Source organism: Streptococcus sp. 2100, from assembly GCF_013276335.1.
GTDB lineage: Bacteria > Bacillota > Bacilli > Lactobacillales > Streptococcaceae > Streptococcus > Streptococcus pseudopneumoniae.
The window spans coordinates 1-1,094 of record NZ_VMKV01000115.1 but is presented as its reverse complement, the minus strand read 5'-3'; the positions used below and the strand labels follow the sequence as shown (position 1 = coordinate 1,094).

1 protein-coding gene is annotated in these 1,094 nt (G+C 37.8%); it reads left to right on the top strand.

From position 1 onward, the window contains the following. The first annotated feature begins 40 nt into the window (after window positions 1–40). Window positions 41–1,088, top strand: a protein-coding gene (locus tag HT669_RS10760; RefSeq protein ID WP_150855730.1) for an IS630 family transposase whose coding sequence is annotated in 2 segments (ribosomal slippage) — window positions 41–537 and window positions 536–1,088 — 1,050 coding nt in all. Because the reading frame shifts where the segments join, the coding sequence is not laid out codon by codon here. Window positions 1,089–1,094 lie beyond the last annotated feature (6 nt).

The following is a 1,094-nucleotide window of genomic DNA, read 5'->3' as shown; positions in this document are numbered from 1 at the left end:
ATACTGGACTAAAATCAAAAAACATCTTATAATAGTAGTTATGAAACTTACAAACGAAGAAACACAAAAAATTGAACAACTCCTAAGAGATTCATCGTACGCCAAATATCACAAACGTCTACAGATTATTTATTTTCGCTCAAAAGAAAAGAGTTATAAGGAAATCATGGATTTGCTAGATTGCAATAAAACAACTGTTTGGAGGAATTTGAAAAAATATAAGGAGTTTGGTTTAGAAGCGCTTCTTCAGGAGACCCGTGGTGGACGTCATAGAGAATATATGACTTACGAAGAAGAACAAGCATTTCTAAAACGTCATATAGAAGCTGCTCAGGCTGGGGAATTTGTAACTGTCAATCAGTTATTTGAAGCCTATCAAAAAGAGATTGGTCGCACTTCCACACGTGATGGTTTCTATTATCTCCTGAAACGACATGGTTGGCGAACGGTCACTCCTCGACCTGAGCATCCCAAGAAGGCAGACGCTCAGACAATTGAGACGTCTAAAAATAAAATCTACATTCGAGACCTTAAGTAAGCGCTTTAAAGAAGAGGGGACTTATAACAAAGTACGTTTGATGTACCAAGATGAAGCTGGTTTCGGAAGAATCAGTAAGATGAGTTCTTGTTGGGCTCCTCAAGGAATCCGACCTAGCATTCCTAGTCATTATATGCGAGAATATCGCTATTGTTATGGGGCAGTAGATGCTCAGACAGGAGATTCCTTTTTCCTCATTGCTGGAGGATGCAATACTGAGTGGATCAATGAATTTCTACGGCAAGTCTCACAAGCTTATCCAGATGACTATATTTTACTTGTCATGGATAATGCTATATGGCATAAATCAAGTACCTTAGAGATTCCAAGTAATATTGAGTTGGCTTTTATCCCACCTTATACACCAGAAATGAACCCTATTGAACAAGTCTGGAAAGAAATTCGAAAACGAGGTTTTAAAAACAAGGCTTTCCAAACATTGGAAGCCGTCATTGATAAGCTTCAAGAAGTTATTCAAGGACTGGAAAAAAGCGTTTTAAAGTCCACTGTCAGCAGACAATGGACAAGGTTGCTTTTTGAAAACAATTGAGTATAA